Origin of the sequence: Nonomuraea sp. NPDC048826 (assembly GCF_043198225.1) — a bacterium.
Lineage (GTDB): Bacteria > Actinomycetota > Actinomycetes > Streptosporangiales > Streptosporangiaceae > Nonomuraea.
Genome location: NZ_JBICUQ010000012.1, coordinates 223,238 through 250,166 on the forward strand (window position 1 = coordinate 223,238; position 26,929 = coordinate 250,166).

General features: G+C 70.2%; 22 protein-coding genes. 16 read left to right on the forward strand and 6 right to left on the reverse strand.

Translation table 11 applies throughout. From position 1 onward, the window contains the following. Positions 1-13: 13 nt before the first annotated feature. The gene (locus ACGFI7_RS37475) at positions 14-2,302 is read right to left on the reverse strand and encodes a S1 family peptidase (protein WP_393413262.1); all 2,289 of its coding nucleotides are present in this window, start codon (positions 2,300-2,302) and stop codon (positions 14-16) included. A gap of 276 nt (positions 2,303-2,578) precedes the next feature. Between ACGFI7_RS37475 and ACGFI7_RS37480 the strand changes: the two genes are divergently transcribed. From ACGFI7_RS37480 to ACGFI7_RS37515, 8 genes are all read left to right on the forward strand, one after another. Beyond that, positions 2,579-4,012 (forward strand): serine hydrolase domain-containing protein, encoded by a 1,434-nt coding sequence (locus tag ACGFI7_RS37480; protein WP_393413264.1) that lies wholly within the window; start codon positions 2,579-2,581, stop codon positions 4,010-4,012. After that, positions 4,009-5,034 carry a sensor histidine kinase gene (locus tag ACGFI7_RS37485; RefSeq protein ID WP_393413266.1) on the forward strand — a complete coding sequence of 342 codons (1,026 nt, stop codon included), beginning with the start codon at positions 4,009-4,011 and terminating at the stop codon, positions 5,032-5,034. Before ACGFI7_RS37480 ends, ACGFI7_RS37485 begins: the two co-directional genes overlap by 4 nt. Continuing rightward, entirely contained in the window at positions 5,031-5,684 is a 654-nt protein-coding gene (locus ACGFI7_RS37490) for a response regulator (RefSeq protein WP_393413268.1), read from the forward strand. Before ACGFI7_RS37485 ends, ACGFI7_RS37490 begins: the two co-directional genes overlap by 4 nt. A gap of 331 nt (positions 5,685-6,015) precedes the next feature. Then, positions 6,016-7,104, forward strand: coding sequence for an AAA family ATPase (locus ACGFI7_RS37495; RefSeq protein WP_393413270.1), 1,089 nt, complete (start codon positions 6,016-6,018; stop codon positions 7,102-7,104). Continuing rightward, positions 7,101-8,435: a VWA-like domain-containing protein gene (locus tag ACGFI7_RS37500; protein ID WP_393413272.1), complete on the forward strand. Its 1,335-nt coding sequence runs from the start codon at positions 7,101-7,103 to the stop codon at positions 8,433-8,435. Before ACGFI7_RS37495 ends, ACGFI7_RS37500 begins: the two co-directional genes overlap by 4 nt. Beyond that, on the forward strand, positions 8,432-9,214 hold the full coding sequence (locus ACGFI7_RS37505) for a hypothetical protein (RefSeq protein ID WP_393413274.1): 783 nt from the start codon (positions 8,432-8,434) through the stop codon (positions 9,212-9,214). The genes ACGFI7_RS37500 and ACGFI7_RS37505 overlap by 4 nt, the downstream gene beginning before the upstream one ends. Positions 9,215-9,387: 173 nt before the next feature. After that, complete coding sequence (locus ACGFI7_RS37510) at positions 9,388-9,837, forward strand: hypothetical protein (RefSeq protein ID WP_393413276.1); 450 nt, start codon at positions 9,388-9,390, stop codon at positions 9,835-9,837. A 6-nt stretch (positions 9,838-9,843) separates the two neighbouring features. Beyond that, complete coding sequence (locus tag ACGFI7_RS37515) at positions 9,844-10,770, forward strand: hypothetical protein (RefSeq protein ID WP_393413278.1); 927 nt, start codon at positions 9,844-9,846, stop codon at positions 10,768-10,770. Positions 10,771-10,955: 185 nt separating this feature from the next. Here the strand turns inward: ACGFI7_RS37515 and ACGFI7_RS37520 are convergent, their stop codons facing one another. Both ACGFI7_RS37520 and ACGFI7_RS37525 read right to left on the reverse strand, forming a co-directional pair. Then, positions 10,956-12,143: an NAD(P)/FAD-dependent oxidoreductase gene (locus ACGFI7_RS37520; protein ID WP_393413280.1), complete on the reverse strand. Its 1,188-nt coding sequence runs from the start codon at positions 12,141-12,143 to the stop codon at positions 10,956-10,958. 89 nt (positions 12,144-12,232) lie between these two features. Then, positions 12,233-13,150: a LysR family transcriptional regulator gene (locus tag ACGFI7_RS37525; protein WP_393413282.1), complete on the reverse strand. Its 918-nt coding sequence runs from the start codon at positions 13,148-13,150 to the stop codon at positions 12,233-12,235. Between the two features lie 188 nt (positions 13,151-13,338). Here ACGFI7_RS37525 and ACGFI7_RS37530 point away from each other — a divergent pair, with 188 nt between their 5' ends. From ACGFI7_RS37530 to ACGFI7_RS37545, 4 genes are all read left to right on the forward strand, one after another. After that, a complete protein-coding gene (locus tag ACGFI7_RS37530) occupies positions 13,339-14,145 on the forward strand; it encodes a hypothetical protein (RefSeq protein WP_393413284.1) in 807 nt (268 codons plus the stop codon). Between the two features lie 84 nt (positions 14,146-14,229). Further along, positions 14,230-15,696, forward strand: coding sequence for an MFS transporter (locus ACGFI7_RS37535; protein ID WP_393413286.1), 1,467 nt, complete (start codon positions 14,230-14,232; stop codon positions 15,694-15,696). Positions 15,697-15,755: 59 nt separating this feature from the next. Then, a complete protein-coding gene (locus ACGFI7_RS37540; protein ID WP_393413288.1) occupies positions 15,756-16,166 on the forward strand; it encodes a hypothetical protein in 411 nt (136 codons plus the stop codon). 28 nt (positions 16,167-16,194) lie between these two features. After that, positions 16,195-18,471: a prolyl oligopeptidase family serine peptidase gene (locus ACGFI7_RS37545; RefSeq protein ID WP_393413290.1), complete on the forward strand. Its 2,277-nt coding sequence runs from the start codon at positions 16,195-16,197 to the stop codon at positions 18,469-18,471. A 48-nt stretch (positions 18,472-18,519) separates the two neighbouring features. Here the strand turns inward: ACGFI7_RS37545 and ACGFI7_RS37550 are convergent, their stop codons facing one another. Next, on the reverse strand, positions 18,520-19,413 hold the full coding sequence (locus tag ACGFI7_RS37550) for a LysR family transcriptional regulator (protein ID WP_393413292.1): 894 nt from the start codon (positions 19,411-19,413) through the stop codon (positions 18,520-18,522). A gap of 183 nt (positions 19,414-19,596) precedes the next feature. Then, the gene (locus ACGFI7_RS37555; RefSeq protein ID WP_393413294.1) at positions 19,597-20,499 is read right to left on the reverse strand and encodes a DMT family transporter; all 903 of its coding nucleotides are present in this window, start codon (positions 20,497-20,499) and stop codon (positions 19,597-19,599) included. Between the two features lie 82 nt (positions 20,500-20,581). Here ACGFI7_RS37555 and ACGFI7_RS37560 point away from each other — a divergent pair, with 82 nt between their 5' ends. From ACGFI7_RS37560 to ACGFI7_RS37575, 4 genes are all read left to right on the forward strand, one after another. Next, a complete protein-coding gene (locus ACGFI7_RS37560; RefSeq protein WP_393413296.1) occupies positions 20,582-21,016 on the forward strand; it encodes an Lrp/AsnC family transcriptional regulator in 435 nt (144 codons plus the stop codon). A 233-nt stretch (positions 21,017-21,249) separates the two neighbouring features. Beyond that, on the forward strand, positions 21,250-22,146 hold the full coding sequence (locus ACGFI7_RS37565; RefSeq protein ID WP_393413297.1) for an ATP-binding cassette domain-containing protein: 897 nt from the start codon (positions 21,250-21,252) through the stop codon (positions 22,144-22,146). Beyond that, positions 22,143-23,705: an ABC transporter permease gene (locus tag ACGFI7_RS37570; protein WP_393413298.1), complete on the forward strand. Its 1,563-nt coding sequence runs from the start codon at positions 22,143-22,145 to the stop codon at positions 23,703-23,705. Before ACGFI7_RS37565 ends, ACGFI7_RS37570 begins: the two co-directional genes overlap by 4 nt. Positions 23,706-23,848: 143 nt before the next feature. Further along, a complete protein-coding gene (locus ACGFI7_RS37575; protein ID WP_393413299.1) occupies positions 23,849-26,611 on the forward strand; it encodes a BTAD domain-containing putative transcriptional regulator in 2,763 nt (920 codons plus the stop codon). Positions 26,612-26,681: 70 nt separating this feature from the next. On the opposite strand, the gene ACGFI7_RS37580 is transcribed toward ACGFI7_RS37575, so the two are convergent. After that, positions 26,682-26,903 carry a hypothetical protein gene (locus tag ACGFI7_RS37580; protein ID WP_393413301.1) on the reverse strand — a complete coding sequence of 74 codons (222 nt, stop codon included), beginning with the start codon at positions 26,901-26,903 and terminating at the stop codon, positions 26,682-26,684. Positions 26,904-26,929: the final 26 nt, after the last annotated feature.

Consider the following 26,929-nt stretch of genomic DNA (forward strand, 5'->3'; position numbering starts at 1 on the left):
CGTCCAGGCGCCGTCACGGGGAGGCGCGCAGCTCCAGCAGCACCGCGAAGTTCGGGTCGGTGGCGCCGGTGGGCCGTACCTGGCCCTCGGGCACGACGACCGTCTCCTCCTCGCCGTTGGCGGTGATGGTCGCCTCGACCACCTGGTCGCCGGCGCCCACCAGGAAGACGGCGTCCAGCCGGAGGCTCAGCCAGCCGGTGTCGCCCTTGACCCGGAAGCAGAACTTCGACCGGCCGACGCTCTCCACCGTGATCAGTTGCGGGTCAGTGGTGCACTCCACCAGCGTGATGCGGCCGTCGCCGCGGATCAGCTCGATGTCGTCGATGGACTCCGCGCCGGGGTAGCGGAAATCCTCGACGGTCGGACCCGGAACGTTCACGTCGTCCGGCTCCGGCACCGTCTGGGCCATCGCCGTGCCCCCGGCGGGTACGAGGTCGGGGGCGTACCAGCCCTGCAGGTCGACCATGACGTGCGCGGAACCCGAGCTGGCGTTCCTGATCCGGACCTTGCCGCCGGTGCCGACCTTGACCAGGGTGTTGCCCGCGCGGGGGCCCTGGCCGGGTGGCGCGTAGTTGACCAGCGACGTGGTGCTCTCGGTGCCGTCGAGCGGCCACACGTTGAGGTGGCCGTTCGCCGTGTTGTCGACGGCGGTCAGGTTCAGCACGGCCGTGGTGCCCGCGGGCACGCCGAGCGGTACGTCGATGGTGCTGTTCGCCGGGACGGGCACGCCGGTGCCGACCGTGCGGGTGTCCAGTCGGCGCGCCGCCGGGATCGTGCGCATCCCCGCTCCGCTGTCGGCGCTGGCGGTGTAGTAGCCCAGCGCGGTCAACACGAAATGCACCTGGGAGTTGCTGTTGTTCGTGAACGTCACGCGCCCGTCCGTGCCCAGTTGCACCGTCACGCTGTGGGCGGTCGTACCGCCGACGAAGTCCATGACGCTGCGATTGTTGACGCCTCCGGCCGGGTAGGCGCCGACCCAGCCTTGCTGCGTCGCGCCGGTCACGATCAGGTCCAGGTGCGCCGCGGACGCTTCGGCGGGAATGACACCACCGGTCAGCTTGAAGGTCCGCGATCCCCAGGGCGGCACGACGCCGGGCGCACCGCCCAGATCGCTGCGGGTGTCCGCGATCCGGGTGTGGTTGACCGGTACGAAGCCTCGCCCGGTCCCCGAGGTGGTGTAGTAGCCCTGGACGTCGACCGAGACGTGCGCGCCTGGGCCGTGGCTGTAGACGGCGATCTTCCCGCTGGCGGGCACGGGCACCACCGCGGTGTTGGAGATGACCTGGTTGCCTCTGGCGTTCAGCATCGAGAGCGGCGGGCGGGGCGCGCCCTCCGGCATCAGCGTCAGGTAGGTGGACGCGGTCGTGATGGCCGTGACATCGACCAGCACCGCGGTGACTCCGCCGGCCGGTATGCCGCCCACTCCGGTCACCTGGAACGGGGTGAGGCTGTCCGCGGGCCGCGGACCGGCGGGCGCGCCCAGCCCCGACCGGGTGTCCAGAACCTGCGCGCTGGTGGGCAGGCGGACGAAGGTGCCCCCGCGCACGGTCTGCCGTACCCAGTCCCGGACGTTGTCCACCCGCGTCTCGATCGCCAGGTCACGGGTCTCCGACGCGGCGGTGCCCAGGCAGCCCGCCTGGTAGGAGGTGCTGTGCAGGGCGACCAGTTCGGGGCCGGTCGCGACGTTGCGCACCGTCGGCCCGCCGGCGTCCCCCTTGCAGATGCTCGCCGGCGCCGACGGGTCGCCGCCGATCTCGACGGCTCCTGGGTTGACCCTCTTCACCGAGAAGGGCGCCGTGTGCAGCCGCTCCGGCAGCCACTCCGTCGCCGTACGCCCGAAGCCGGCGACCTGCAGCACCTCCCCGGCGGCCGGTGCGGTCGCGCTCACCTTGACCGGCGTCACCTCGACCACCGGGCCGGCCAGCTTGACCAGCGCGAGGTTGCGCGACGGATGCGGGACCACGTGGGTCGCGCCGCGCACCTGTCCCCTGCCGATGGCGGTCAGGTCCTCCCGGCCGACGGTGACGGTGGTCGGCTGCGAGGGCGGGCCGGTCGGCACCGGAGCGGATCCCTCGACGAAGCAGTCCCTCGCCGTCACGATCCACTCGGGATCGACGAGCGCGCCGGAACAGCCGCGCACGGCGTTGCCTACCTTGACGTCCGCTACGAACCCGTACCCGTCACCGGGTGCCGCCGACCCACGCGCCACGCCGGATGCCGAGCCGGCGGGCAATGTCGCGATCGCCACCGCACCGGCGGCGATCAGTGCGGCGGCCCCACCGCGGCGTAATGAAGAGCGCATGTACCACCCCTTTTTCTCCGGCCGATGAACCGGAGATCAGACAGGGCCGCCCACCGGCCCTGGCTAAGTCTTGGTCATGGGAGATCGCGAAATCAGGGCACAGACAGGGCATTTGGCGGGCATTTGTGCTCCAGGATTCGTACCGGAACAGGGCATTCTGTGGTTCAGGACAGCCCACCCGGCCGGTGCTGTGGACACGTCTCCTACTTTCGTCAGGGGTGATCGTGGTCGTTCGCCGGATCCGGCGGCAGGCCGGTGATTCCTACGGTTCTACTCATGAAGAAGATGCAGCTCATGACCCTGGCGCTGGGTGCGGGACTGGTTCTCGCGCCCGCGGCCCCCGCCTCGGCCTCCCCCGCGGAGCTCGAATCCGCAGCCGTTGACGCCTATCTCACCCGAGCCTGGGAATCCACCGCCCTGCCCGGAATGTCGGTCGTCGTGACGTACCAGGGAAAGGTCGTGCACGCGGCCGGGTACGGCCGCGACGCGGCGGGGAGGCCGGTCACTGAGCGGACGCCGATGCGGGTCGCCTCGCTGTCCAAGTCGTTCACCGCGATGGCCGTGATGACCCTGGTCGAGGAGGGCAAGCTCGCCTTGGATGAGCCGGTGGTGAATCGGCTGCCGGACTTCCGTATGGCGGACCCGCGGGCCGAGGAGATCACGGTCAGGCAGTTGCTCAACCAGACCTCGGGAATCTCGGACGCGACGGTCGATCTTGGGGCGGCGGAGAGCGCCCCGTCGCTGGCGGGGTATGTCGCGGAGTTGGGCAGCGGGAAGCTGGCGGCCGATCCCGGGACGCGCTGGGCTTACAGCAACGCCAACTATGAGACGGCCGCGCGGCTGGTGGAGGTGGCCGGCGGGCGGAGGTTCGGGGATTACCTGAAGGAGCGGGTGTTCGAGCCGCTGGGGATGAGCGGAAGCGCTGCCGGTGATCCGGCGGTCAGGCCCGCGGACGGGTTCAACTCGCTGTTCGGGGTGTGGATGGCGCGCTCCGAGCTGCGGGACTTCCCGTACGGGGGAGGCGCCGGAGGTGTCGTCACCAACGCGGCCGACATGGGGAAGTGGCTGATCAGCCAGACCGGCCGGGGCAGGCAACTGGTCGGAGCCGAGAGCCTGGCGGCCATGCACGCGCCGTCCGAAGTGCACGACTATGGGATGGGCTGGGGGAAGCAGAGCGTGAACGGCGCCGACATGCTGGTGCATGCGGGCAACCTGTTCACCTATACGGCGGTGGAGGCGATCGACCCCGAGACGGGGTACGGCTTCGCGGTCATGACCAACAGCGCGGGCCTGTACGACGACACCTACGACGTGCTCACCGGGCTGGTCGCCATGAGTCAGGGTGACACGCCGCGGGTGCCCGGTGGTGATCGGCAGCTGATCGAGGTGATCCTGGGGCTGGTCGTGCTGGCCGCGGCGGGGCTCGGCGTGCTGGGAGTACGGCGGGCGGGCCCGTGGGCGGCGCGGCGGGCCGGGCGATCCGGCCGGCGGGTCGCGCTGCGGCTGGTCCCGGTGCTCCTGCCCACCGTGCTGCTGGCGCTGTACCCGGCGACGATCTCGTTCCTGATGAACGGCCGGACGATCACCTGGGAGCAGCTCACCTACCACGCCGCGCCGCTGACGATCACGCTGGTGGTGGCAGCCGTCGCGGGGCTGGTGACGGGGCTGGCGCGGCTGCGCGCGTGGCGGTCGGTAGGCTCCACGCGATGAGAACGGGCAGGAGGTGGACCGCCTGGAGGAACCGGGTGGTCCTGGCGGTGATCGCGCTGGCCTGCGTCGCCAACGGACTGTACCTGGCGCAGGTGCCGGCCTGGCGCCAGCTGTTGTTCGCCGTCCTGGCCGTGGCCGCCTACCTGCACGGCCGGCATCTGACCAGCCGGCGCGACTGGCTGGTCCTGGCCCTCTCCGCTGCCCCTACGGGGCTCTTCATGGTGCCGGACTTCTGGAACGGCGGCACCGCGCTGCTGACGCTGGGCGTGTTCGTGGTCCTGCCCTGGCTGGCCGGGCGCTTCCGGGGACAGCAGGCCGCGCTGGTCCAGGCCGGGCGGGAGCGGGTCGCGCAGCTCGAACGGGAGCGGGAGCTGATCGCCGAACGGGCACGGCTCCGCGAACGGGCCAGGATCGCCGCCGACATGCACGACTCGCTGGGCCATGAGCTGGCGCTGATAGCGCTGCGAGCCGGAGCGCTGGAGCTGGCGCCCGACCTGACGGAGCGGAATCGTGAGGCGGCGGCCGGGCTGCGCGCCTCGGCGGTCACCGCGACCGACCGGCTCCGCCGTACCGTCGGAGTATTGCGCGACGGCCGGCCCTGGGACGGCCGGGCCCCGACCGAGCCGCCGGACGAGAGCGTCGAGAGACTCGTCGAGCGGGCGCGGGCCGCCGGCCTGTCCGTCGAGCTCCACGGCTCCGCTGGACCGCTCCCTCCCCTGGTGGACAGGGCCGTGCACCGGGTGGTGCAGGAATCTCTGACCAATGCCGCGCGGCACGCGCCGGGCGCCGAGGTGCGGGTCGAGGTGGTACGGGACGCCGAGGGGATCACGGTCACCGTGGCCAACGAGGCGCCGGCGGACACGCCGGATCCGTCGAGTGGGGGCGGCAGCGGGCTGGCCGGGCTGCGCGAGCGGGTCCGGCTGCTGGACGGCACGTTGCGCGCGGGGCCCGATGGCGCAGGCGGGTTCACGGTGACCGCACGGCTCCCGGAGAACCCGAGCGAAAGCGAGGTCAGCCGGTGATCCGGTTGGTGCTGGCCGATGACGAGGCCATGATCCGGGCAGGGGTCAGGTCGATCCTGACCACCGATCCGGAGATCGAGGTGATCGCCGAAGCCGCCGACGGTCGCGAGGCGGTCGACGTGGTCCTCTCGCACCGGCCGGACATCGCCCTGCTCGACATCCGCATGCCGCGCCTGGACGGCCTGGCCGCGGCCGCGGAGTTGCGCGCCGCCGTCCCCGAGGTCGCCATCGTCATGCTGACCACCTTCGACGAGGACGAGTACGTCGCCCGCGCCCTCGCCATCGGCGCCGCCGGATTCCTGCTCAAGGCGGCCGATCCCCGTGAGCTGATCATGGGGGTCCGGGCGGTGGCCGGTGGCGCGGCCTACCTGTCACCGCGGATCGCACAGAAGGTGATCGCCCAGCTCGGCGGTGGGCGGATGGCCAGGGAGGAGGCCGCGCGCAAGGAGATCGCGGCGCTGACGCCGCGCGAGCTCGACGTGCTCGCGCTGGTCGGCCGTGGGCGGTCCAACCACGACATCGCACGGGAGCTGTTCGTCTCGGAGGGCACGGTCAAGTCGCACGTCAGCGCGATCCTGCTGAGGCTGGGCCTGAGCAACCGCGTCCAGGCGGCGATCCTCGCCTACGAAGCCGGGCTGGTTCGCTCGTAGAGCGCGTGCGCTTCCCGAAGCAGGGGCTCACAGATCCGGGCCAGGCGCCGGGTCGTCATCTTTGGTTGACGCGACGCCGCGCGTCAACCTAGGATGACGCCAGGGAGCCCGATCGCATCGCACCGCTTGCCCAGGCGGCGAACGCGGACGACCCGATCAGCTCACTCGCGGCCGTCAGCGAACAGGCGGTGCCCGATAAGCACGGCGGCCGGGGCCTGATCCGCGGCCGGCCATAACCCGTACACAGAACACACCGAACGTCAGCGATCACGGCTTGACGTTCCGACTGCTGCCCGGAAACGGTCAGGGCGGCCGGCGAGGAGGACGAATCATGGCGGCGCCATCGGTGACACGGGAAGCTCTCGCGGTCGCGGTGACGGCCAATCTGCCGGTCATCCTCTGGGGTGCGCCCGGCACCGGCAAGACATCCGCGGTGACCATGCTCGGCGCGGCGGTCGGCCTGCCGGTGGAGGTGGTGGTCGGCTCGATCCGCGAGCCCAGCGACTTCTCCGGGCTGCCGGTGCTGCGTGACGGCGGCACCTGGTTCGCGCCGCCGAGGTGGGCCGAGCGGCTCGCCGCCGAGGGTGGCGGGCTGCTGTTCCTCGACGAACTGACCACCGCGCCGCCGGCCGTGCAGGCCGCCATGCTGCGGGTGGTGCTGGAGCGCACGGTCGGTGACCTGACGCTGCCGGACGAGGTGCGGATCGTGGCCGCGGCGAACCCGCCGGACCAGGCCGCCGACGGCTGGGAGCTGTCCGCGCCCCTGGCCAACCGGCTCATCCACCTGAAGTGGACGGTCTCCGCCGAGGACATCGCCGAGGGCTTCGCCGGCGGGTTCCCGGCACCGGAGTTCGACGTCGAGGACACGGCCGGGCCCGCCGCGGTGGCCGGCGCGCGGGCACTGGTCGGGGCGTTCCTCCGGGTACGGCCGGAACTCGTGCTGGCGGTGCCCGACAGTCCTGACCGGGCGGGCTGCGGCTGGCCCAGTCCGCGCAGCTGGGAGATGGCCGCGCGGGCGGTCGCCGCGTGCGAGCACCTGGGCGCCGGCGAGCCGGTCATGGCGGAGCTGGTGCTCGGCGCGGTCGGTGAGGCGGCCGGGTTCGAGCTGCTTTCCTGGCGTCGCAACCTTGACCTGCCCGACCCGAAGACCCTGCTGAACGACCCCCGGGCCCGCCTGCCCGAACGCCTCGACCGGATGCATGCCCTGCTCGGCGCGGTGGTGGCCTACGTGCAGTCGGACGGCACGGCCGACACGTGGGAGCGGGCGTGGGCGGTGGTGACCCGGGTCGCGCGCACCGCGCCGGACGTGGCGGCGGCCGCGGCCCGGCCGCTGGCCCGTTCCCGGCCCGAGGGTGCGACCCTGCCCAAGACGATGCTCGAACTCGCGCCGGTGCTGCGCGCGGCGGGGCTGATGCGATGAGCGCCGACCGCCTCCGTGCCCCCGCCTACGAAGAGAAGGTACGCGCCCGGATCGCCGCCGCGCGGCTGTGGGCGGCGCACCAGGCGCCGTACCTCGCCTCGGCCGTCTTCGCACTCAACCCGGTCATCCTGGAACCGGCCAGGGACGAGGACACCGGAGAGCCGGTCGCCGACCCGGGCTTCCGCGCCTTTCCCGCCGACACCCGATGGAACCTGTACGTGGAGCCGGGCACCGCGCTGGCCACGCCGGTCGAGGAGGTCGGCTGGTGGATGCTGCACCAGGTGGGCCACCTGGTGCGCGGCCACGCGGCCCGTTCTCCGGTACGGCCGGAGGCGGGCCGGGAGGTGAGCCCCGCCGCGGGCACGGTCCTCGACGAGGAGGCCCACCGCTGGAACCAGGCCGCCGACGCCGAGATCAACGACGACCTGGAGGCCGAGGACCTGCGTGGCCCGGCGGGCGTGGTGTCGCCCGCCGAGCTGGGCCTTCAGGCCAACCGCACCGCCGAGGAGTACGTGCCGATGCTCGAGGTGCTGGCCCAGGCCGTGAGCCGCGGCGGGCGGCCACTGGCGGATGCGATCGACTGCGGCGGCGTCGTGGACGGGCAGGAGCGCACGTACGAGGACGGCGGCTCCGGCGAAGGGCCCAGCCGGCTCGACCGGGAACTGCTCGAACGCTCCATCGCGGCCGGCATCCAGGACAGGATCAGTGTGCGCGGCGAGGTGCCGTCGGGCTGGCGCCGCTGGGCCGAGGAGCGCCTGCGCCCCTCGGTGAACTGGCGGGCCCGCCTGGGAGCAGTGATCCGGCGCGGGCTGAGCACCGCCGGGCAGGCCGACTTCAGCTACCGCCGCCCGTCGCGCCGGCTCGGGGCCTACACCGACATCGTGCCGCCGTCGATGGTGCGTGTCGTCCCGGACACCGTAGTGGTGATCGACACCTCCGGCAGCGTCACGGATGACGTGCTGAACCGGCTGCTCGCCGAGGTGACCGCCATCATCCAGGGCGCGGCCGGGCCGGACCGGCGGCTGCGGGCGTACTGCTGCGACGTCCGTCCCCACGCGGTCCAGGCGGTGCGCCGGGCGAGCGACATCGAGCTCGTCGGCGGCGGGGGCACCGACATGCGGGCCGGCCTCGCCGCGGCGATGGCCCTGCGGCCCCGGCCCGACCTGGTCGTCGTGCTGACCGACGGCGCAACGCCGTGGCCGGAGCAGCGCCCCGCGGCGCACGTGGTGGTCTGCCTGATCGGCGATGGCGGGCACGCGCCCGCGTGGGCGTCCGCGGCCCGCGTTCCGGCGGACCCGCCGCGGCGTGTGCCGACGAGAGGAGGGTCATGACCACGACCTACGCCGACGAGCCGCGCCCCGAGCCGCTGCACGAGTGGCGCGAACGCGGTTTCACCATCGCCGACGCCCGGCGGTGGATCGCGGACGGCTTCTCGGTCGACGACGCCGAACGGTGGCGCAAGGCCGGCGTCTACACCGCCGCCGACGCGCGGCCCTGGCGCACCGCCGGAGCCACCCCGTACACCGTGGATCTGTGGCTGCGGGCCGGCATGACCCCACGGGACGCGGTGCGGTGGCGCGAACTGGGCTACTCCCCCCAGGAGGCAGCCGACCGGCACCTCGCCGGCGAGCGTCCGCGCCCTCGGGGCCTGCTGTGGCGGCTGCTGCACCGGGGCGCGAAGCCGGGCGAGGCGTTCGCCGACGAAGAACGTTCCGACAGCATGCGTGAGCTGCTGCGAGCGGGCGTCCCAGCGAGCCGGGCACGCGCCTTCGTGGAAGCGGGCTGGACCGACGGCACCGCGGCAGAGTGGGCGAAACGCGGCATCGAGGCTGGCCAGGCGCGGGTCTTCGACGCGCTCGGCCTGTCCGCCCGTGAGGCCGAACGCGTACTCGTCCCGGGGCAGGACGCCATCACCCTGATGACCGAGTTCTGGCGCGCCGGGGTGCCGATCGACGAGGTGGCGGCCTGGCGTGCGGCGGGTTTCACTGCCCAGGAGGCGGCCCGGATGCGGGCCGAGGGCACCGACGTCGAGCAGGCCAAGGTGCTGCGGCCCTTGACCGAAGGCGACGATCCCTCACCGAGAGACGGGCCTGCCGCTGCCGGTTCCTAGCTCTCCTCTAACGGTGGGATTCCGGGTGACCCGGCCCGGTGTGCGGCGGGACCGAACGTCGTCATGCCCGCTGATGCGACGACCCGGCGCAGGTCAGCGGCATACCGGCGATATACCGCCGCTCTCTAATGTCTCTCAGGCAATACAGGTCAACGACGACGAGAGAAGGCATCATGCGACTGACCACCGTTCTGCGGAAGGCGGCGATCGTCGGGCTGGTGGTGGGGGTCTGCGGCGCCACGGGTGCCTCGGCCTCCGCGTCCGCGTCCGGCTATCGGTATCTCAGCGGTGAGTGCTCGAAGGACAGCAAGAGGTTCGGCGGCACCGCGCGGTACTACTACAACGACGCCGGAGGCGACGTCTTCACCAAGTTCAACTGGCACATCTCCGGCAGCGTCGGATCGAAGAACGACGTGGCCATCGACGTGTACGTCGACAAGAACAACGCAGTCGACCCTTGGGAGGGCGGGTACTACACGGGGAGTGCGAAGAAGGGGTCGGGCAGCAAGACGGTCCACATCAATGCGCCGGCCAAGGAGAAGGTCTACGTGCGCTTCGGCGTGACCTTCGACAAGGCCAACGCCGTCGACCCCTCGTGCAGCTTCCAGACCAAGCGGATCTAGAGGCCGATGAGCCACCGCGCACTCGCCGGGTTCCTGCTCGCCGCGCTGGCTGTCGCCTCGTGTTCCGGCACGGGTGAGCAGGAGCGCATCGCCCCGGTCTTCGTCGCCGCCTCCTCGACGGGGGCGATCCTGTACGACCCGGAGGCCGGTTCGTACCTCGGATACTCCTCGGACGGCCGGCGGGTGTGGACGGACGATCAGGCCGCGATCTGCGCGGCCCGCTGCCCGGAGGCGGCCTTCTCCACCGCCACCCGGAAGGTGCTGAGCTGGCTGGGCGAGCGGGACATGGTGGTCGCCGAGGGGGACGAGCTGCGGATCGTTCGTCCTGACGGGACGGAGGACCGCCGTCCGGTCGCCGACGCGGGCCAAGCCCTGTGGCGGGAAAGCCCGGACAGGCGGGCTGCCCTGCTGCTGTACGCCGATCCCACCGTGTCCGGCGGGGAGATCCTGCGCTTCCGGCGGGACGTTCGCGGGTGGCGGGAGACCGGGGAGCGCCTGCCCTCCGGAGGTTATTGGGGTGCCTGCGTGGGCGGGGACTGGGCGATCCTGACCGGTGAGCGCGGCGGGCTTCTCAAGGGGGGAGCCGTGGTTCCGCTCCAGGTCGATCTCGACCAGGTGGGGGAATGCGTGGTCGGTACGGCAGGCGGCGCGGTGGTCTCGCGGTACGTCGATGACCGCGGTGTGCATCACACCGAGGTGCGCGGCATCGACTCGAGCGGCCGGCAGAGGTGGTCGCGTGACATCGCGACTCGGGCCGGCGTGATCACCGATCCTTCCGGCGCGGTCGGTCTGGTCCACGGTGGTGAGCTGGAACTGCTGGACGCCGAGGGAGAGGTACGGCGGCGGCACGCGGACGTCGTCGCGGCCGGCTTCACCGAGACAGGGCAACTGGTCACCATGAACGCCGAAGGCAAGGTCACCTGGGCCGCGTAGGCACGGCCGGTGTTGCGCGACCCCTGAGCCGGCGGAACCGTACTTCTGGTTGCGGTTGATGACGCCGGAACCGATCTCCGCCGGGGTGGGTCAGCGGGTGCGGCGGGCGATGAAGGTGATCACGCGGTGGCCGTCGCCACCGCCGCGAGCCAGATGAGGACATCCCCGGCGCGCAGCCGCATTCCTCAGACGGCCGGCTTCCGGGTGGCCCGCCCGCCCTTGGACAGGGTGCCTGTGACGTACATGTATCTGTGGAGCCGATAGGTCTTGAGGGGCGTGCTGCTGACGAGCCTCTCCTTGTAGAAGACGGCGGAGCGGCCTTTGAGGTAGGCCCTGCGCGGGGTGTCGTCGGCGTGGGTGAACTGGATGACCGCGTCGCGACGGCCGAGACTGACCGGCTGGTGGAAGTAGCCGTAGCGGAAGGGCTTGACCCGCTTGCCCCTCAACAGTCTGGCGATGGTGTCGGCGGTGTACTGGCCGGCCGGTATCCCGCTCTGGCAGGTGCCGTGAATCTGTCCCCAGGCCAGCCGGATCGCGGCGGCGTCGCCGATCGCGTGAATGTCAGGGTGGGACACTGACCGGAGTGTCGCGTCGACCAGGACGAGCCCTCGCCTGTCGGTGGCGATTCCGGCGTCCTTGGCCAGCGGGGACACCGACACCCCCGCGGTCCACAGGCACACGTCCGACGGGACGTTCCGCCCGTCCTCCAGTTCGACGGAGTTGGGCAGCACCTTGGTCACCCGCACGCCCGATCTGACGGTGACGCCCAGACGGTCCAGTGCACGGCGAAGGTGGGCGCGTGCCTTGGCGCCCATCATGGCCCCGGGCTTGTCGTGGCTGAGCAACGTGACGTCCAGCCGCGGGAACGTCTCGGCGATCTCGGTCGCCGCCTCGATCCCGGTGAGGCCGCCACCGCAGACGGTCACCGTGCCGCCGGACGCCTCGAGGTCGCGCAACCGGGCTGCCAGCCGGCTGGCGGTCTCCGGGCTGTCGAGGGTGAAGCCATGGACATCGGCCCCCGGAACCTTGCCGGTGTCGGGGTGGCTGCCCAGGGCGTACACCAGCGTGTCGTAGCGCAGCGCCTCCGTACCGTCGTCGATGTCCACCGTGCGGGTCCCGGGATCGATCGCGGTGGCTGTTCCCGCTACGAAGGTCACACCGGTCCCGGTCAGCACTTCGGGGATCCGGAAATCCGTCAGCCGCTGTCCAGCGGCGATCTGGTGCAGCCGCAGCCTTTCGGTGAAGCTCGCCGAGGGGTTGACCAACGTGATGCGGGCATCGGTACGCCGCAGCCGGCGAGCGAGCCGGGCCGTGGCCATCATGCCCGAGTATCCGGCGCCGAGCACGACGATATGGTGGTTGCCGTTCATCATTTCTCGCTTCCATATCGGAGTCGCGATCAGTCTCCGGCCGGCGGTCGCGTCCGACAACGACGATGCGAGACCCACGCGATTACCCGCGCTTATGGACCCGCCGCACGTCGGCTCTGGCTCTCTGTGGCCGACAGTTTCTCGACGAGGGTTTTGATGAAGGCCTGGACCTTGGGCGACTCGCCGTCGGCGAGCCAGAACAACCCGTACTCCACCGGCGGCGCATCGCGGAACGGGACGAACGCCAATCCCGGCCGCGCGTAGTATGTCGCCGCTTCGGCCGAGGCGGGGAAGACGCCTCGCCCCGCGAGTACCAGATTCATGGCGTCCTCCCACACCATGGCCGATGGTCCGCGGGCGATGGGTCGCCCGCTGGGGGTGTGCGACGGGAAATGGTAGTCCGCGAAGTACTGCGGCGGGCCGGACAGAGGGATCAGCGGTTGGCCGGCCAGATCCTCCAATGACACGGTCTTCTCCGCCGCGAGCCGGTGACCGGCGGGCACGACCAGGGCGCGCGGGTGCGAGAAGAACACCGGCCCGTTGACGATGTCCGACTCTTCACCGGGAAGCTCGGTCAGCTGTATGTCGCGTTGTCCCGCGCGCAAGGCGCCGAATCGATCGTGCAGCGGCACTTCGCGGATCTCGACCTGACAGTTGGGGTGCTCTGCCTGGAACGCGTCGGCCGCTTCGAGCACGAGCCTGCCGCACCATACGGTCGAGAAACCGACTCGGAGCATCCCGGTGAGGCCCTGTCCTCTGGCCAGGGCGTGCGAAACCGAATGCTGGATCAGGCGGTAGCCGGGGACCAGGTCGGTACGGAGCTGTTCGCCGAACTCGGTGAGCTGGACGTATCGGTTCGTGCGGTTGAAGAGCGCGGCGCCGAACCGGCGCTCCTGCTTCTTGATGGACTGGCTGACGCGGGCCTGTGTCAGGTGTAATCGCTCGGCTGTCCGGCCGAAATGCAGTTCTTCGGCGAGGGTCAAGAATATTTCGATGTCACGTAGCTCCACGCGTGATTTTAACCTCCGGACGACGGCCGGTGGAGGTGGAGAACGCGCGGTCCCACGCAAGACGGTCAACTGGCATCGGCGATTCTTACGACGGCGAACCGTCGTGCCTCGAACGTTAACCGGTGGCTTAAGCGGCGGCTCGATCTTTCGCATTGTTCCGTACCGGTGGCCGCCGCGATGGTTGCCTCATGAGCGAACCGTTGATCGACGTCGTGGCGGTGTCGAATCATTCCGGGGGCTCGCGGTGGCAGGCGGTGGTGTCACGCGGCCCGGTGGCCGGGGTGGCCGGCCTGCGGCGGATCATCCCGTTCGGGCACGATTTCCTGCCATCCCCGGCGCCGGCGACGGGGGCCGGCGCCGCCGAGTTGACCCTGCACGTGGAGCCGCTGTGGCGGCGCCGTGGGCTCGGGTCCAGGCTTCTGTCCGCCGTGCGGGGACAGTCCCCCGGGCCGCGTCTGGTGGCGATCGTGGCGGAGGGTTCGCCGGGAGAGGCGTTCTGCCTGCGGCACGGCTTCTGGTACACCGGATCCAGGCGCCATGATCTGCTCTCCTACGGCGATGTCCACCAGGCATGGCTCGGTGAGATGGTCGAGGCCGAGCACCCCGGATACCGCTTGATCCACTGGACCGGCGATCTGGCCGGCACGATCCGTGCCGAAGAGCTGCTCCGACGCCCGAGCCACACTGGTAACGCCACGTTGACCGCGGTGCAGGCGGAAGGCGAGCTGGCGGCGTACGCCGTCGCGGTGGTGGATGCGCCTTGGGAACCCCGCGCTCGCCAATATGGACCGGTCGTGCTGCCTGACCATCGGGGCCGGCGACTGGGCCTGTGGGTCAACGCCGCCCTGATCCAGCGGTTGCGCAAGGTGCACTCGCACGTCAACGAGATCGAGATCGCCTCCGCGGAGGACGAGTCGCATCTGCTCGCCTTGCGCCGGCACCTCGGCTTTCAGCCGTACCGGCGAACTCGCCGGTACGAACTCCCCCCTTCATGAGCCGGCGCCGCTGTCCGAAAGAGGTCTGTCATGGTGAGTCAGAGAAGCGGTCCCAAGAGATGGCTCATTCTGGTGGTGCTCTGTATGAGCTCATTGGTCTTGGTCATCGACAACATGGTGCTCAACGTGGCGATCCCGCCCTTGACCAGAGACCTCGGTGCCACCTCCCAGGACATCCAGTGGATCCTCGACTCCTACATCCTGGTCTTCGCCGGGCTGCTGCTGATCGCCGGCAGCCTGTCGGACCGGTACGGCCGCCGCCGCATCATGATCCTCGGATTGGTGATCTTCGGGGTGGCGAGCCTGGCGGCGACGTTCGCGCAGGATCCGCCGCAGCTGGTGGCCGGCCGGATCGCGATGGGCGTCGGCGGCGCACTGATCATGCCGTCCACGCTGTCGATCCTGATCACGGTCTTCACCGACGAGGAGGAGCGGCGTAAGGCTTTGACCGCATGGACCGCGGTGACCATGGCGGGCCTGGTCGGCGGACCCGTCGTGGGCGGCTTGCTGATCGCCGAGTTCTGGTGGGGCGTCGCGTTCCTCATCAACGTGCCGGTCGCCGGTCTGGCGATCATCACGGCGCTCGCGCTGATGCCGGAGTCCAAGGGCCCGTGGCGCAAGCCGGACCCGGTGGGCGCCGTGCTGTCCGTCGTGGGCATGACCGCGCTGGTGTGGGCGATCATCGAGTCGCCCCACCGCGGCATCGCCCATCCCGGCGTCCTCGCGGCGTCGGCGGCGGCGGCGGCCTGCCTGATCGGCTTCGTCGTCTGGGAGATCCGATCCGGCTCGCCGATGGTGCCGATGAGCCTGTTCCGTGACCGCGACTTCTCCGGCGCGAGCCTCTCCGTCGTGCTCCTCAGCGTCGCCAACGGCGGCCTGCTGCTGGTCCTGACGCAGTACCTGCAGTTCGTCCACGGCTACAGCCCGATGCAGGCCGGGCTGGTGTTCCTGCCGGTGGCAGGGATGTCGTTGCTGTTCAACGTCATCGGCGCGGTGCTGGGCGGCAAGGTCGGCAACCGGCCCATGGTCGCCGCCGGCATGCTCATCATGGCGGCCGGGATCGGCGTCCTGGGCACCGTGGACGCCGGGGACGGCTTCTGGCTGATCGGCTTCGCCCTGGGCGTGGTGGGCATGGGAAGCGGCCTGGCCGTCCCCACCGCGATCAACGTTCTCATGGGCGCCGTGCCGGCCGAGCATGCCGGGGTGGGTTCCGCGGTCAACGACACCATCCAGCAGGCCGGTGCCGCGCTGGGCGTGGCCGTCCTGGGCAGCGTCATGGCAGACGCGTACACGAGGAACATGCCGTCAGGTGTCCCCGAAGCGGCGCGCCGCAACATCAGCGACGCGCTCAAGCTCGGCGACCAGGCGCTGGCGGGCGCCGCCCGGGAGGCGTTCACCAACGGCATGGCTCTCACCTTCACCGCCAGTGCCTGCGGTGTCGTCCTGGCGGCCGTCATCGCCATCTTCGTGCTGCGCGACCGCAAGCTCGCGGCCGCGCCATCAGAACCGGCCACCGCCGCAGGGCACATGCTGGCCGGCACGACGGAGTGAGCACCCGCGATCCGTCCTTCCGCCCCAAGTTCCCCATCGATCACAAGGAGCGTACGACCATGTCCATCACCCTTACCGAGCAGGACAAGCACACCCTGCGGACCGCCGCGTACGGCGCCGTCGCGCTGCTGGCCGCCGCCGGTGCCGCCGGTGGTTCGCCGCACAGGATCGCCACGGACGGGTCCCTCGCCCTGGCCTCCGCGATCGGCCCGGTCGGGCACGTGCTCGCCGAGAAGAAGAGCGGCATGGACCTGAACGGCAAGTCGACAGCCGAACTCGCCGACCGCGTCCTGCCGGCTCTGACGGAGGCCATGGGCCTGCTCACGAAGCAGGATCCGGCCGAGGCCGGCAACTTCCGCGGCATCGTCATGGTCGCCGTCGAGGCGGCCACCCGGACTCAGCAGGACGGGCCCAGCCCCACCATGGCCGAGATGATCCGCAAGATCGCCGAGGCGATCGACGCAGCCTGAGCCTCCCGCAGGACCGAGAAGGGACACCATGAGTACGAATGAGAATTACCAGGCCGCGGAACTGCTGCTCCGCCGGCCTGCCCGCCCCGGCGAGCTGGTCGTCGGCGACAAGGTCAGACCGCAATGGATCGACGGAGGGACCCGCTTCTGGTACGGGGTGAGCACCGGCGCCGGGAAACGGTTCGTGCTGGTCGATCCGGCGGCGGGCACCCGCGAGCCGGCCTTCGACCACGCCCGGCTCGCCGCCGCGCTCACCACCGCCTCCGGACAACCGGTCGACCCCGAGGCCTTGCCCTTCGCGGCCTTCATGTACGCCGGGAACGCCGTGGAGTTCTTCGCGGTGGGCGCGTTCTGGCGATGCGACCTGGACAGCTACGCCTGCGAGCCGGCCGAGTTCACGCCTCCGGGCAACCCGCTGGCGGTGCCCTCACCGGACAAGAAGATCGCCGTATCGCGGCGCGGGCACGACCTCTGGGCCCACTCGCTCACCGACGGCCGTGAGTGGGCGCTCACCACCGACGGCGAGCCCGCCTACCAGTACGCCTCCGGACCGGAGAGCATGGGCAACGGCACACTGCTGCGCAAGTTCGGCCTCCCCCATCTTCCGCCCGCGGTGGCCTGGTCGCCGGACTCGACGAAGGTGCTGACGCACCGGACCGATGAGCGCCGCGTGCGGCTGACCCACCTTCTGGAGGCCAGGCCCGCCGACGGCGGCGCGCCACAGCTGCACGCCCAGCGGTACGCGTACACCGGGGACGAGCACGTGCCACTGAGCGAGCTGGTGGTGTTCGACCTCGCCGCGGGCACCATGGTCCGCGCGCAGGCGGAGCCGCTCCTGACGCCGACGATGTCACCGGTCATGGGCAGGTGGGCCTGGTGGGCGGACGACGGCTCGGCGGTGTACTACCTCGGCCAGCCTCGCGACCGGCGCGCGCTCACCCTGCACCGCCTCGACCCGGTCACCGGCGAGGTCACCACCGTGATCAGCGAGACCGGGGACACCCGCGTGGAGCCCAACCAGTGGATGTACGAGCCCCCGATCGTGCGCGTGCTGGCCGGCGAGGTGCTGTGGTACTCACAGCGTGACGGCTGGGGGCACCTGTACCGGTACGACCTTCGTACCGGCGAGCTGCTCGGGCAGGTCACCTCGGGCGACTGGGCCGTGCGGGAGATCCTGCACGTCGACGAGGCCGAGCGGACGGTCTACTTCACCGCCTCCGGGCTGATCGACGGCGACCCGTACCGGCGCGCGGTGTGCCGGGCCGGGCTGGACGGCACCGGATTCGCCAAGCTGATCGGCGACGACCTGGACCACACCGTCACGGTGTCGGAGAACACGTCGTTCTTCCTCGACTCCGCGTCCACCGTGGACACCCCGCCGGTGACCACGGTCCGCGACTGGTCCGGGCGGTTGCTGGTGGAGCTGGAACGCGCTGACATCGGCAAGCTCGCCGCCACCGGCTGGACGGCGCCGGAACGCTTCTGTGTCAAGGCGGCCGACGGCGTCACCGACGTCTACGGGGTCCTGTACCGGCCGCGAGGGTTCGATCCGGCCAAGCGCTATCCGGTGGTGGACAACATCTACCCCGGCCCGCAGGTCAACCGGGTCACTCCGAGCTTCGACCCGGGTGGGATGGGCATGGACGCCGAACCCCTCGCGGCGCTGGGCTTCGTGGTCGTCGCGGTGGACGGGCGGGGCACCCCGGGGCGCGGCAAGGCCTTCCACGACGCCTCCTACGGTCACCTCGCGGACGCGGGCGGCATGGCGGACCATGTCGCGGCGCTGCGGCAGCTGGCCGAGACCCGGCCGTGGATGGACCTGGACCGGGTGGGCGCGTTCGGTCACTCGGGCGGCGGGTTCGCCACCGTACGGGCGATGCTCGACTATCCGGAGACCTACAAGGCCGGCGTCGCGCTGTCCGGCTCGCACGAGGCCCGCTACTTCAACCTGGACTTCGTGGAGGCCTACGACGGCGCGGACAATCCGGAAGCTTGGGCCCGGACTTCCAATGTGGACCTCGCGGACCGGTTGACCGGCAAGCTGCTGCTCATCCACGGCGAGATGGACGACCGGGTCCACCCGGACCAGACGCTGCGGCTGGCCGACCGGCTCGTCGCCGCCGGGAAGGATTTCGAGCTGTTCATCGTGCCCGGGGCCGAGCACGCGTTCATCGACTGCCTGGCCTACGTCCGTACGCGGGGCTGGGACTTCCTGGTGCGCGAGCTGATGGGCACCCGGCCGCCGGCCTACCGCCCCGCACCCATCGCCGTCGACCCCGAGCTGCTCAGCGACATGTTCTCCTGAACGACACCGGTGGCCACGCCGAGCGGGCCGGGCTCGGCGTGGCCGCTCTCATGCGACGTGGGTGCCGAGGTCGCGGAAGATGCGCGCCAGGGAGTGGACGTACCGGTTGTCGTCGTCGGTGCGCCAGACCAGCCCCCACCGGAACCGGGGCCCATCGGTGATGGGCAGGTAGACGACATCGGGACGCTGGAAGTAGCGGGCGGCGTGCGCGCCGATGGGGTGGATCATCCGGCCGGTGCTGACCAGTCGCTGGATCTGTTCGTAGCTGGCGACCTGGACGCGGTTGTCGACGGGCCGGCCGCTGCGGGTGGCGTACGGGTTGTAGGCGTCTTCCCAGTATTCAGGCAGGTGCGGGCGCGCGGTGGTCACGGGATGATCGTCGCCGAAGATCTCCATCGAGACCGTGCCGCGATCGGCCAGCGGGTGATCGACGGCGACGGACAGGACCCTCGGCTCGGTGTAGACGACCGGGCCGACGGTGAGGTCGGATTCCTCGACCGGTAACCAGGCGATCAGCGCGCCGATCTGGCCGTCGCGTAAGGATTTGAACGGTTCGATGAAGCCGCTGTGCCCGAGTTCGAGCCGGCATTCGGGGTGGCGGGCGCGAAAGGCCGCCCAGGCCGGGCGTAGATCGTGGGCGATGTCGGGGATCATGCCGACGCGAAGGGTGTCGGTGACGCCCTGGGCGGCCATCCGTGCCCGTTGCAGGCTTTGGCGCAGTTCGCGGTAGACCGGTTCCAGGTCGGCGTGCAGCAGTGTGCCCAGCGGAGTGAGCTTGACCGCGCGACTGGTGCGTTCGAACAGGGCGCCGCCGATGCGGCGTTCCTGTTGCTTGATGGCCTGGCTGACCCGTGCCGGCGTGACGTGCAATCGTGCGGCCGTGCGGCCGAAGTGCAGCTCTTCGGCCAGGGTCAAGAAGATTTCGATGTCGCGCAGTTCCATCAGCAGCTTCCGTTGATCGTCCGATGGGAGACAGTGGAACGGCGTGACGGTCTTGCCCCCGCGTGACCTAACCGGCGCCTGTCCTGGAATCCGAACGATGACGTCATTGAGTATGACTGACGAGTCGAGCCCCGCAAGAGCCATTTTCGCGACGATCCGCCGTGCGGTCCCTCGGCCCCGGCTTCACGTATCGCACCTTGTGGCCTTGTCGGTCGCGGCATTCTGGTGTTCGTGGTGGAGGGCCACCGCGAGGACCACGAGCCCGACTCCGGCGAGTTCAAGGAGTGAGGGCAGTTGCCGGAGCACCGCGATGCCGATCACCGTCGCCGTGGCCGGAAGCAGCGCCACGAGCAGCGCGTACGTGGAGCGGGCCATGCGTGCCATGGCGAGTTGATCGCACACGTACGGGATCACCGACGAGCAGATGCCCACCCCGATCCCGGCGGCGAGCGTGATCGGCTCGATCATCGCGGGAGCGGCCTGCCAGAGGCCCGCCGGCGCGACGAACACCCCGGCGACGAGCATGGCCGCGGCCAGCCCGTCGAGGCCGCCGACGCCGCGCAGGCTGCGAGCCGCCCGGTGGGCCAGCACGATGTAGGCGGCGAACAGCGCCGCGTTGGCGAAGGCGAACACCAGGCCCAGCGGCTCTCCGGCCAGCCGGACGCCGGTCAGCACATAGACCCCGCCGACCGCGGCCACGAGGGCCACGAGATTGCGGGCGGTACGGGCGCCGAACGCCGCCAGCACGATGACCGGGAGAAACTCGATCGCGGCGACGGTCGCCAGGGGTACGCGAGCGATCGCCAGATAGAAGCAGACGTTCATCGCCGCGAGCACCGCACCCCAGGCGATGATCGTACGACGCTCCCCGGCGTCGAGACGGGCCAGGGCCCGCCAGGGGCGGCGCCAGAGTGCGAACACGAGGGCCGCGCTCCAGATCCTCAGCGTCGCGACCCCGAGCGGGTCGAGCCTCGCGAACAACAGCACGGCGAAGGCCGGACCGAGGTAGTGGAAGACGGCGCTGCCGATGAAATAGGTCCATGAGGGCGCCTTGGACAGAACGGCGCGAGGGCCGATGGGCGGCATGGCCCCATCTTCGGTGCGCCCCTAATTTGGGAGAATGGCGAATCGAAAGATCAGACCCGGTCGGGCGTACGAACCCAAGGAGTTGGACGCACTCGACCTTCGAATCCTCACTGAACTGCAAGCGGACGCCCGGGTGAGCTTCGCCGAGCTGGGCCGCCGGGTCGGCCTGTCGCCCCCCGCGGTGAGCGATCGGGTGCAGCGGCTGGAGGAATCAGGAGTGATCACCGGCTATCGCGCCGAGGTCGACCCGCGGGCCCTGGGCTTCCCGGTCACCGTGATGGTGCGCATCCGTCCGGCGTTCCGGGAGCTGCACCGCATCTCCAAGATAGCCAGAGAGGTTCCCCAGATCGTCGAGTGCTACCGGATGACCGGTGACGACTGCTTCTGTTTCACGATGCATCTGCGGTCGGTCGACGAACTCGAACCGATCCTCGATCTGTTCACGCCGTACGGACACACGACCACCTCCCTCATCCACACCGCGCCCGTGCCACGCCGCCCCCTGCCCTTGGAATGAGTCCCCACGAGGCTCGGGACAGCCTGGAACGGCAGGATCCCAACGGACGGCGTCACAGGGTGGTGAAGCTCGAAACCCGCCCCCGGCCCGCTTGATAACCGCCGGTTATCGCAGTGCCTCCGCATTCGTCGTTGATCGGGCACGGGCATCCCCGCAGGCTTTGCACGCGCCGGGGGCGAAATGCTGCGGCCGGTGGATCAGCCGGCGACGGCCCCCTCAACGGAGGTAAGACAGTGAGTACCGCGATCGCGGTGGAAAAGCTCCGCAAGAGTTTCGGGCGCGCGCACGCGCTCAACGGTTTGGACCTGACCGTACGCGCCGGTGATGTCCATGGATTTCTCGGCCCGAACGGCGCCGGTAAATCCACCACCATCCGGGTTCTCCTGGGCCTGATGCGGGCGGACTCCGGCTCGGTCCGCCTGCTGGGCGGAGATCCGTGGAAGGACGCGGCCGAGCTGCACCGCCGGCTGGCGTACGTACCAGGCGACGTGAACCTGTGGCCGTCGCTGACCGGCGGTGAGGTGATCGACCTGCTGGGCAGGCTGCGCGGCGGCCTGGACCCGGCTCGCAGGGCTGAGCTGCTGGAGCGCTTCGAGCTGGACCCGCGTAAGAAGGCCAAAACCTACTCCAAGGGCAACCGGCAGAAGGTCGCCCTGGTGGCGGCGTTCGCCTCCGACGCCGACCTGCTCATCCTGGACGAGCCCACCTCCGGCCTGGACCCGCTGATGGAGGCGATCTTCCAGCAGTGTGTGGCCGAGGAGAAGCGGCGCGGCCGTACGGTCCTGCTCTCCAGCCACATCCTGTCGGAGGTCGAGGCCCTGTGCGACCGCGTCACGATCATCCGGCACGGCCGCACGGTCGAGGCCGGCCCCCTGTCGCAGTTGCGCGGCCTGTCCCGCAGCCGGGTCAGCGTCGAGCTGGCCTCCTCGCCCAACGGCCTGGCCCGGATGCCGGACCTGCACGCCGTGCGGATCGACGGCAACCGGATCTCCTTCGAGGTGGACCGCACCCGGCTTGACGCGACGCTGGCCGAGCTGATCCGGGTCGGCGTGCGCGATCTGACCTGCGCCCCTCCCTCACTGGAGGACCTGTTCCTGCGCCACTACGAGAGCGCGAAAGCGGAGCGATGAACGGCGCCTGGACCCTGACCAAGCTCGTGCTCAAGCGCGAGCGCTTCATCGCCCCCCTCTGGATGCTGCTGCTCGTCACCCTCGCGGCCGGGCAGGTGCAGCGCTACGCGACCGGCATTCCCGACATCGCCGCGTTCGCCCGCGAGATGGCCGCGAACCAGGCACTGACCGCGTTCGCCGGCGAGGTCCACTCCGCCACCCTGGCCGGCATGGCGGTCTGGAAGAACGCCGACGCCATCTACACCATCCTCGGGCTGATCATGATTCTCACCGTCGTCCGGCACAGCCGGGGCGAGGAGGAGTCCGGCCGCGCCGAACTGGTGGGCGCCGGCGTGGTCGGCCGCCTGGCGCCGCTGACTGCCGCACTCGCCGTCACCTGCGGCTCGGCGGTGCTGGCAGGGCTGCTCACCGCCGGTGCCATGACCGCCGTCGGCGCGGACGCGTCCGGCTCACTGGCCTTCGGCGCCGCGATCACCGCCGCCGGCCTGGTCTTCGCCGGACTCGGCGCGGTGGCCGCCCAGCTCACGCAGAGCGCCCGCACCGCCATCGGCCTGGCCGCACTCGGCCTCGGCGTCAGTTACCTTCTGCGCTTCCTCGCCGACGGCAGCGGCCTGACCATGCTGAAGTGGCTCTCCCCGCAGGGCTGGTCACACCTGGTACGGCCGTACGGGGACAACGACGCGGCCGTGCTGCTGCTGAGCCTCGCCTTCACCGCCGCCGCCGTCGCCGTGGCCTACCGGCTGCTCACCCGGCGCGACCTGGGCCACGGCCTCATTCCCGAACGCCCGGGACCGGCTTCGTCCGACCGGCTGCGCAGCCCGCTGAGCTTGGCCTGGCGGCTGCAGAAGGGCCTGCTCGGCGGCTGGATCGCCGGGTACGCGATCGCCGGGCTGGTCCTGGGCGCCCTGGCCACCTCCATCGAGGAGGTCGCCCGGCAGGGCGCCGCGGTCGAGGAGTTCTTCCACCGCTACACCGCCTCGCCCGAGGCCACCATGACCGACGCCTACCTGTGGCTGATCATGCTCAGCCTCGGCTACGTCTCGGCCCTCTACCCGCTGCTGGCCCTATTGCGGCTGCGCAACGAGGAGACCTCCGGCCGCGCCGAACTGCTCCTGTCCGCCCCGGTGTCCCGCCTACGCTGGGTCGCCGGTCACCTGCTCTTCGCGCTGGCGGGAACCGTCCTGGTCCTCGCCGTCGCCGGGCTCACCATGGGCCTGGTCGCGGGGGCACCCGGCAAGGTGCTCGCGGGAGCCCTGATGCAGGTGCCCGCCACCTGGACCCTGGCCGGGGTCGGCGTCCTGGCCTTCGGCCTGCTCCCGCGCGCCGCCGCCGCGATCTCCTGGGCGGCTTTCCTCTTCGTCAACCTCTTCGGCGAGGTGCTCGGCCCGATCCTCGGCATCGACTACTGGGTCGCCAAGTACGCCGTGCCCTACCCCAACCTGCCCATGGTCATCTCCGGCGAGCCCTTCACGGCCACCGGAATCGCGATCATGACAGGCATCACCGCTGTCCTCGTCGGGGCCGGCCTTGCCGCTGTCAGACGCAGGGCGCTCATCTGAGCCCCGAGGATCGCCGCGGAGAGATCCGCCCGAATCACCGGCTCCTCGACCCCGCGGGCCGCGGGTGTCGTTCTCCTCGTTCAGCATGCTGGGCACTGATGTGCGCGGCGGCTGCGAGAAATCTGCTGTTGAGGTAGGTCTTCATGGAATTCCGGCTGCTGGGCGCGCTGGAGATGTTCGCCGCCGGGCAACGCGTTCCCATCGGTTCACGCAAGGAACGCCTTGTGCTCGCCGTACTGCTGCTGGAGGCCAACCGCTGGGTTTCTCTCGGCAGACTGATCGAGCTGGTCTGGGGGGACGAGGTCCCGGAATCCGCCCGGCGCACCGTCCAGTCGTTGATCTCCCGGCTGCGTGCGCGATTGCGTACGATCGATCAGGCACTCAACATTGAGCGCGAAGGTGCGTGTTACCGCTTGACGGTGGATCGAGCCAGGGTTGACGTGCACCGATTTCGCGACCTGCTCGCCGGCGCGCGAGACGCCGACGACAGCACGGCGGCAGCCATGTACTCCGAGGCTCTCGGCCTGTGGCGCGGTGACGGCCTCACGCACGAGGTTGCGGCCGAGCATCTGCGTCAGGAACTGGCCGAGCTGCGGTTGCGGGCGATTGAGGACCAGGCGGACACCGAACTCAGGCTCGGCCAGCACCGTTCGCTGATCGGCAGGCTCTCCGCTCTGGCCTCCGCATACCCGTACCGCCAGCGGATCACGGGTCAGCTCATGCTGGCCCTGCATCGGGAGGGGAGAAGCGACGAGGCCCTGGAGTGCTACAGGCGGATGAAGGACAGGCTGAGGGAGGAGGTCGGTCTCGATCCGGCAGAGGAACTCATCCAACTGGAGCTGTCGATTCTCCGGGCAGATCCTTCCCTCGTCGCTCGATCCCCATCACTCACCTTGACCGGCGTCGCGTCCTTGCCGCCGATGCAGCTTCCGGCCGACATCGGATCTTTCTCAGGTCGCAAAGAGCATGTGACACACCTCGATGCGCTTCTCCCCGATGAAAGCGCGCCGCCCGCCGCCACCATTGTGGCGATCTCGGGTACAGCGGGGATCGGCAAGACGACACTTGCGGTGCACTGGGCGCACCGCGTCCGCGATCGATTCCCTGATGGACAGCTCTATGTCAATCTCCGGGGATACGGACTCGCGCAGGCGGTGGAAGCCGCCGATGCGCTGCGCGGATTTCTCCATGCGCTGCATGTCCCCGCCCCCCAGATACCGGCCGACACGGATCAGGCGGCTGCGCAGTTCCGGAGTGTGCTCGCGCATCGGCGAGTGCTGATCGTGCTGGACAACGCACGTGACGCTGAGCAGGTGCGTCCGCTGCTGCCCGGCGGCGGGAGATGTCTGGTCCTTGTCACAAGCCGTCGCCAGATGTCCAGCCTGGTCGCCGCCGAAGGCGCTCACCTCCTGCGGCTGGCCCTTTTCACGACCGATGAGGCGTACGAACTGCTGGCACGCCGCATCGATCGCGAACGGCTGCAAGCCGACCCTGCGGCCGTCGAGGCACTCATCACGGCGTGCGGGCACCTGCCTCTTGCGCTGGGCATCGCCGCGGCCCGCAGCTCCGTTCAGCACGAGTTCCCGCTCAGGGCCATCGCCGATCAGCTGCAGGCCGGTCTCGCCGCGTTCGATTGCGGTGATGCGGCGACATGTTTGCGCACGGTGTTCTCCTGGTCCTACGGGGCGCTAAGCGAACCGGCCGCCCGGCTGTTCCGCATGCTCAGCCTGTACCGCGGCGCCTCCTTCACCCCGGCGGCGGCAGCGTCGCTGGCCGGGGCGCGGCTCCAGGAGGCGCAGGCTCAGCTTGCCGAACTGGCCGACATGCACCTGATCGACGAGTGCCGGCCGGCCCGCTTCGCCGTCCATGATCTTCTCCGCACCTACGCGGCCGAGCTGGCCGAAGCCGTCGACGCTCCGGCTGACCGGCGTGCGGCCGCACGTCGAGCGCTTGAGCACTACCTGCACAGCGCGCACGAAGCCGCACAGCTTCTGAGCCCGCACCGCGATCCGATCGTTCTGCCTCCTGTCCTTCCTGGCGTGCGGCTGGAACCGGTCGCCGATCACGACGAGGCCCTCTCATGGTTCACGGCGCAGCATGACGCCCTCCTCGCGGCCGTCCGCCTGGCCGTTGAGCTCACCTTGGACGCGCACGTCTGGCCATTGGCTTGGAGTCTTGCCGACTACCTGGATCGGCAGGGTCACTGGAAGGACCAGCTTTCCTGCCAACGCCTGGCGATCGAGGCCGCAGAGCGCAGTGGCCACCCCCTGGGGCGAGCGGCAGCGTTCCGGAATCTCGCGCGCGCACATCTACGGCTCACCCAGTACGACGATGCCCGCCGTCATTACTCTGCCGCTCTTGATGTCTATGTCGCCGAGGATGACGTGGTGGGGCAGGCGCACACCTACGGAAACCTGTCGGCCGTGCATGTTCTCCAAGAGGATCACCATGCGGCGCTGCATTGCGCACGGCAATCTCTTCAGCTCTTCGAGCGAGCAGGCCATCGGCCGGGAATGGCCAGGGCATTGAATGCGACTGGCTGGTACCAGATGCTTTTGGGTGACTACGATCTGGCCATCGACAGTTGCACGCGTGCCCTTGATCTGCATCTTGAGATCGACGACCGTCACGGGCAGGCCAACACGCACCACAGCCTTGGGCTGGCCCATCACCACCTGGGCGAATACACGAAGGCAACGGCCTGCTACCAGCGTTCGATCGATCTCTACAGGCGTCTGGGTGACCGATACAACGAGGCCGACACCCTCACTTACCTGGGAGAAAATCTCCTGGCCTCAGGTGATCGCAGTGGAGCGGATGAACTTCGGCGCGATGCCCTGCGCATTCTGGAGGATCTAGGTCATCCAGACGCCGCCAAACTCCGCGGACGGCAGCTATTGACGTGATCTCAGCCCATGAATTGCCGGCAGGCAGTCAGTCGTGCTCGAAATGGGTGCGGGCAAGTGCCGCGCCCAGTCAGCGATGGGGTGAAGCCTCTGGTGGCGGGGTCTCCCTGGACGACTTCGAGGTCGATGCCGAGGTGAGACGTTGCAGTTCCACGACCCGCTCCAGGGACTCGCGTGCCTGCTCGACCTCGTCCCAGGAGACCGAGCCCGCGCCCCGGTTCCATGGACTGTTCCACTCCTCCTCCAGCGAGCGGAGGTCGGCGGCGTGTTCCTCGTACAGGGCCGTGAGCATGGACTCACCGCAGCCCACCGCCTCCC

Bases quoted from the DNA above. Each gene is read 5' to 3' on its own strand.
- ACGFI7_RS37475 (WP_393413262.1), bottom strand. From the start codon at position 2,302: ATGCGCTCTTCATTACGCCGCGGTGGGGCCGCCGCACTGATCGCCGCC.
- ACGFI7_RS37480 (WP_393413264.1), top strand. From the start codon at position 2,579: ATGAAGAAGATGCAGCTCATGACCCTGGCGCTGGGTGCGGGACTGGTT.
- ACGFI7_RS37485 (WP_393413266.1), top strand. From the start codon at position 4,009: ATGAGAACGGGCAGGAGGTGGACCGCCTGGAGGAACCGGGTGGTCCTG.
- ACGFI7_RS37495 (WP_393413270.1), top strand. From the start codon at position 6,016: ATGGCGGCGCCATCGGTGACACGGGAAGCTCTCGCGGTCGCGGTGACG.
- ACGFI7_RS37500 (WP_393413272.1), top strand. From the start codon at position 7,101: ATGAGCGCCGACCGCCTCCGTGCCCCCGCCTACGAAGAGAAGGTACGC.
- ACGFI7_RS37505 (WP_393413274.1), top strand. From the start codon at position 8,432: ATGACCACGACCTACGCCGACGAGCCGCGCCCCGAGCCGCTGCACGAG.
- ACGFI7_RS37510 (WP_393413276.1), top strand. From the start codon at position 9,388: ATGCGACTGACCACCGTTCTGCGGAAGGCGGCGATCGTCGGGCTGGTG.
- ACGFI7_RS37515 (WP_393413278.1), top strand. From the start codon at position 9,844: ATGAGCCACCGCGCACTCGCCGGGTTCCTGCTCGCCGCGCTGGCTGTC.
- ACGFI7_RS37520 (WP_393413280.1), bottom strand. From the start codon at position 12,143: ATGATGAACGGCAACCACCATATCGTCGTGCTCGGCGCCGGATACTCG.
- ACGFI7_RS37530 (WP_393413284.1), top strand. From the start codon at position 13,339: ATGAGCGAACCGTTGATCGACGTCGTGGCGGTGTCGAATCATTCCGGG.
- ACGFI7_RS37535 (WP_393413286.1), top strand. From the start codon at position 14,230: ATGAGCTCATTGGTCTTGGTCATCGACAACATGGTGCTCAACGTGGCG.
- ACGFI7_RS37540 (WP_393413288.1), top strand. From the start codon at position 15,756: ATGTCCATCACCCTTACCGAGCAGGACAAGCACACCCTGCGGACCGCC.
- ACGFI7_RS37545 (WP_393413290.1), top strand. From the start codon at position 16,195: ATGAGTACGAATGAGAATTACCAGGCCGCGGAACTGCTGCTCCGCCGG.
- ACGFI7_RS37550 (WP_393413292.1), bottom strand. From the start codon at position 19,413: ATGGAACTGCGCGACATCGAAATCTTCTTGACCCTGGCCGAAGAGCTG.
- ACGFI7_RS37555 (WP_393413294.1), bottom strand. From the start codon at position 20,499: ATGCCGCCCATCGGCCCTCGCGCCGTTCTGTCCAAGGCGCCCTCATGG.
- ACGFI7_RS37570 (WP_393413298.1), top strand. From the start codon at position 22,143: ATGAACGGCGCCTGGACCCTGACCAAGCTCGTGCTCAAGCGCGAGCGC.
- ACGFI7_RS37575 (WP_393413299.1), top strand. From the start codon at position 23,849: ATGGAATTCCGGCTGCTGGGCGCGCTGGAGATGTTCGCCGCCGGGCAA.
- ACGFI7_RS37580 (WP_393413301.1), bottom strand. From the start codon at position 26,903: ATGCTCACGGCCCTGTACGAGGAACACGCCGCCGACCTCCGCTCGCTG.